5 protein-coding genes and 2 pseudogenes are annotated in these 4,323 nt (G+C 66.6%); 3 read left to right on the forward strand and 4 right to left on the reverse strand.

Features of this window, described 5'->3' with window-relative positions:
- The 3 genes and pseudogenes from CV1CTNOD_RS25600 to CV1CTNOD_RS09795 all read left to right on the forward strand — a co-directional run.
- Positions 1–515, forward strand: a pseudogene (locus tag CV1CTNOD_RS25600) (ferredoxin reductase); the annotation flags it as partial.
- A 39-nt stretch (positions 516–554) separates the two neighbouring features.
- Entirely contained in the window at positions 555–797 is a 243-nt protein-coding gene (locus tag CV1CTNOD_RS25605; protein WP_207386311.1) for a 2Fe-2S iron-sulfur cluster-binding protein, read from the forward strand.
- Positions 798–913: 116 nt separating this feature from the next.
- The gene (locus tag CV1CTNOD_RS09795; protein WP_131785819.1) at positions 914–2,056 is read left to right on the forward strand and encodes a fatty acid desaturase; all 1,143 of its coding nucleotides are present in this window, start codon (positions 914–916) and stop codon (positions 2,054–2,056) included.
- Here the strand turns inward: CV1CTNOD_RS09795 and CV1CTNOD_RS09800 are convergent.
- The 4 genes and pseudogenes from CV1CTNOD_RS09800 to CV1CTNOD_RS24595 all read right to left on the reverse strand — a co-directional run.
- Positions 2,046–2,510: a DUF1772 domain-containing protein gene (locus CV1CTNOD_RS09800; protein WP_165485414.1), complete on the reverse strand. Its 465-nt coding sequence runs from the start codon at positions 2,508–2,510 to the stop codon at positions 2,046–2,048. The genes CV1CTNOD_RS09795 and CV1CTNOD_RS09800 overlap by 11 nt on opposite strands.
- On the reverse strand, positions 2,507–3,205 hold the full coding sequence (locus CV1CTNOD_RS09805; RefSeq protein ID WP_131785817.1) for a TetR/AcrR family transcriptional regulator: 699 nt from the start codon (positions 3,203–3,205) through the stop codon (positions 2,507–2,509). Before CV1CTNOD_RS09805 ends, CV1CTNOD_RS09800 begins: the two co-directional genes overlap by 4 nt.
- Positions 3,202–3,627, reverse strand: a complete 426-nt coding sequence (locus tag CV1CTNOD_RS09810; RefSeq protein ID WP_131785818.1) for an ester cyclase — start codon at positions 3,625–3,627, stop codon at positions 3,202–3,204. The genes CV1CTNOD_RS09805 and CV1CTNOD_RS09810 overlap by 4 nt, the downstream gene beginning before the upstream one ends.
- Positions 3,628–3,894: 267 nt before the next feature.
- Positions 3,895–4,323: pseudogene (locus tag CV1CTNOD_RS24595) on the reverse strand (hypothetical protein); the annotation flags it as partial.

A 4,323-nucleotide genomic window follows, 5' to 3' on the forward strand; every position in this document is an offset into this window, starting at 1 on the left:
ATCCGTGCTTCTCGGTCTCCTCGCCCGAGTCCGGCCGCGGCGACCGCATCACGATCACGGTGCGCGCCAACCCTGACGGCGTCGTCTCCAAATACCTCGTTGAATGCGCCCGGCCGGGCACGATCGTCCACCTCTCGCAGGCGGCCGGCGAGTTCACCATGCCCGAGCCGCTGCCGCACCGACTGCTGTTCATCTCCGGCGGCTCGGGCATCACCCCGGTGATGTCGATGGTCCGCACACTGCTGCGCCGCGGCTACGGCGGCACCATCACGTTTTTGCATTACGCACAGTCACCGACACGCCAGATTTTCGCCGACGAGCTCGCCGAACTGCCTCCGAACGTCCATGTCCACCTGGTCTACCCGGGGCAGGGCGGCCGGTTCTTCACGCCGATGGAGCTGTCCCGGCTCGTGCCGGACTACCCGGACGTCGACACCTGGGCCTGCGGCCCGGCAGGCCTGATCGAGAAAATCCAGGCCGCCTACGACGGTGGCGACAAGCTGCGCGTGGAGTAGTTCAAGACGCCTGTCTTTCATGGCACGGCCGAGGGCGAGGTGACCTTCACCAAGGCCGGCGCCACCGCGGCCAACACCGGGACCAGCCTGCTCGAGCAGGCCGAGGCCGCCGGGCTTACTCCCGAGTTCGGCTGCCGCATGGGCATCTGCTTCTCGTGTACATCCCATAAGGCCGAGGGCACTGTCCGCAATGTGCTCACCGGCGAGGAGTCGAGCCTGCCCGACGAAGACATCCGCATCTGCGTGTCCATCCCCGTCGGCAACTGCGCCGTCGATCTCTGACCCATCCACTGCGCCCGGACTCGTGTGCCTCAATCGCGCACGCGAACGAACGCACCGCCGCAGACGAAATCGGCGAGAAATCGGAGAAGGGGCCCATTGTGACCACTCAATCCACCATGCTCACCCCTGAACAGATCGAGGCATTTGGCGCCGAGATGGATGCGATCCGGCAGCGGGTCGTCGCCGACCTCGGCGAGAAGGACGCGGCATACATCCGCAAGGTCGTCAAGGCTCAGCGCGCCTTCGAGGTCGCGGGCCGCGTGCTCTTCTACGTGCCGCCGGCCTGGCCGCTCGCGGTCGTCTCGCTCAGCGTGAGCAAGATCCTTGACAACATGGAGATCGGCCACAACGTCATGCACGGCCAGTACGACTGGATGGGTGACCCCGGCCTGAACTCCCGTATGTATGAGTGGGACACCGTCTGTCCCAGCGTGCAGTGGAAATACTCCCACAATTACATACATCACACATATACCAACATCATCGGCAAGGATCGCGACCTTGGCTATGGCATCCTGCGTATGCAGGAGAGCCAGGAGTGGAGGCCGAAGTATTTCGGCAACCCGCTCTACGCCTTCCTGTTGATGATCTTATTTGAATGGGGCGTGCTCCTCCATGATCTGGAGGCTGAGAAAATCTTCGCCGGCGAGAGAACCTGGGCTGAGGCCAAGCCCCTGAACCGCGGAATGCTGCGCAAGGTCCGCAACCAGACGCTCAAGGACTACATCCTTTTCCCGCTGCTCACCGGCCCCTTCCTCCTGAGCACACTGGCCGGTGACGCGCTCGCGAACCTGGTCCGCAACATCTGGGCCTTTAACATCATCTTCTGTGGCCACTTCCCGGCGGGCGTCGCCACGTTTACCGAAGAGGAGGCGGAGAACGAGACCCGCGGCCACTGGTACTACCGCCAACTGCTCGGCTCGTCCAACATCATCGGATGCAAGCTTTTCCACGTCATGACAGGCAACCTGTCCCATCAGATCGAGCACCACCTGTTCCCCGACATCCCCGCCCGCCGCTACCCTGAAATCGCTGCCGAGGTCCGGGAGATATGTGAGCGCTACGGCCTGCGCTACAACACCGGCCGGCTGTCCAAGCAGCTCTTCTCCGTTGAGAAGAAGATCCTCAAGTTCTCGCTGCCAACGAAGAACAAGCCCATCACGACTGTCGAGGACCTTCACCTCGCCGCCACGCCCGCCCATGGTGGTGCTCGTGCCGGTGCGGGCTGGAGGCAGCGCAGGCCAGGGCTCATCGGTTGAGGACGATGGTGAGCAGCCCGGTCAGCGCGACGGTTTGCAGGGCGGCACGGGCCCAGATGACGCTGTCCCAGCGTTGCTGGAGGGCTCGCGTGTCCGGGGGAACGGTGCGGTTGGCCGCGGCCGTGCGGAGCTGCTTGTTGATCGGCGCGCTGACGCGTACGTAGATCGCAAGCCAGGCCAGCAGCGCGGCCAGAGCTGTTGCGCCGCCGATGCGCGCGGGATTGTTGTCGCTGGTCGTGGTGGCGAGCGCTGCGGCGATGACGGAAACTGCTCCGGGTACGGGCAGTCGGCGATCTCCGTACTCGTGGACCCGGCCGAGCAGGTCGGCTATGGAGGCGTCAGCGGCATCGACTGCGGCAGGGCGCAGCACGAGCGCGGAGAAGATGTCGGTGCCATAGATGATCGCGGCAGTCGCGACTGCGACGAGCGCGGCGGCGGTAGCTAGATTGCTCACAGTTGCCTCTTTCCGGTCGATCGGGTGCCGCGCCGAGGCGATGCCGCCGGTGTGGGTAGGGCGCGGGTGAGGCAGTCGGTCAGCGCGTCCTCGAGCAGGGCGTGCAGCGCGGCGGAGTCGACGTCGACGCGGCCGACGGCCAGCAGCGCGATCAGCCCATGCGCGGTGGCCCATAGCTGCAGCACGTGCTGCTCGGGCTGCCGGTCGCCGGCTGCGGCGAGTAGTCCGGTCAGGACGTCACCGACGGCTTGCCCCTCGACCCAGGTGTCGGCGGCGGGTACGCGCACGCCCCCCAGGCCGTACATGAGCTGATACAGGTCAGGTTCGGTCAGGGCGAAGTCGAGGTAGGCGTGCGCGGCTCGCCGGATGGCTGCGACGTCCGTGCCAGACGCCCTGGTGGCGGATCCGGACATCGGCTGCTTGCTTGCGGTGTCCATGGTCTCGCGCAGCCGGGTGAACCCGTCGCGGACGAGGGCGAGCAGGATGTCGTCGCGGCCGGTGAAGTAGCGGTAGGCGAAGTTCGCGGAGTAGTCGATGCGCTCCGCCAGCCGCCGCATGGTCACCGCGTCCCAGCCCTCGCTTCGCGCCAGCTCCCGTGCGGCGGACAGGATCGACTCGCGGGCGGCGGCCCGTTCCCGCTCCCGGCGCTGCTGCGCACGCGTCGGCGCCGGGTCATCCCGTGCTTCGACCGTCATCGGCTGTCGGCATCGCCGGTCAGCTGCGCGAAGAACGCCTGGCCGTCGAGCTGGTCCCAGTGCTCCACGGCCATACCGCCGACCACGCGCCAGATGTCGATCGAGTGCATCACCACCGTGCGACCGGTCGGCGGCAGTCCCATGAAGGGGGCACGAAATGTCGCCCGGTAGGTGAACCTGCCGGCAACCCGATCTCCGTCGACCAAGACATCATCAAGGCTCACCTCGGTGTCTGGGAACGCGGCGAACCACTGCGTCCAGAACGCTCGGTTCGCCGCGCGTCCGTCCGCGACGAACACGTTGTGGTTGATGTAGTCCTCCGCGACGAAACTGTCGACCGCATCCGGATCGTGACCGTTCATCAGGTCGGCGAACGCGTGCGCGACCGTCTCGTGCCGGCGCTGCGTGCTGCTCGTGCTCATAGCTCTTCCTCCGCTCCGTGTCGCGGTTACGCTGTAACCAGCGTTCACGCTGTCACCGATGCTGTCAAGCTGGCACCATACGACCGAAGCGGAAGTACCTTCTTGTACCGTTTTTGTACCATTCATAATATTTAGATGGTTTATACCGGTATAGAACATCGCAGATGATCGGGAGGTCCTAGACCGGTTACACGCTCTCCCGCCCGACGACGGCGGGCCGGGTGCTGTTGACACTCGTGCGAGCGGAAGCCCAAGTTCCCGGGTCGCTTAGAAGGGCGGCGGGCCGAGGTCCGGAACGCTGCCCGGCCGGGTACCGTCCGCGTCTGGAGCGCGGCTGCCGGCCTCGGTCCCCGGGCCCTCCGCCCCTGGGCTGTCTGCCTCCACTCCCGGATCCGCTGCTGGTTCTCCCGATCCCGTTGCTGGTGCAGGGGCACTCATCGACGTTCCCGCGCAGCGGGCCGGGCAGCTGCCCTCCGGCAGCGCGAGAACCGTGCCGCTGTGGGCCTGGTGGGCTGGGTGCGCCTCGCCGGCCGGCGCGGACCCGGCCATCCCCACGGCGACAGCCGACACGGCCGCGGTGGGCCCGGCGACAGTGGGCCCGGCTGCAGTCGACGTGGCGGCGGCGGGCGCGGATGCGGTGGACACGGCTGTGGTGGATGCGGCTGTGGTGGATGCGGGTGGGGATGGGGTTGTGGG

The sequence above is a fragment of the Protofrankia symbiont of Coriaria ruscifolia genome (assembly GCF_900634745.1).
GTDB classification, from domain to species: domain Bacteria; phylum Actinomycetota; class Actinomycetes; order Frankiales; family Frankiaceae; genus Protofrankia; species Protofrankia californiensis.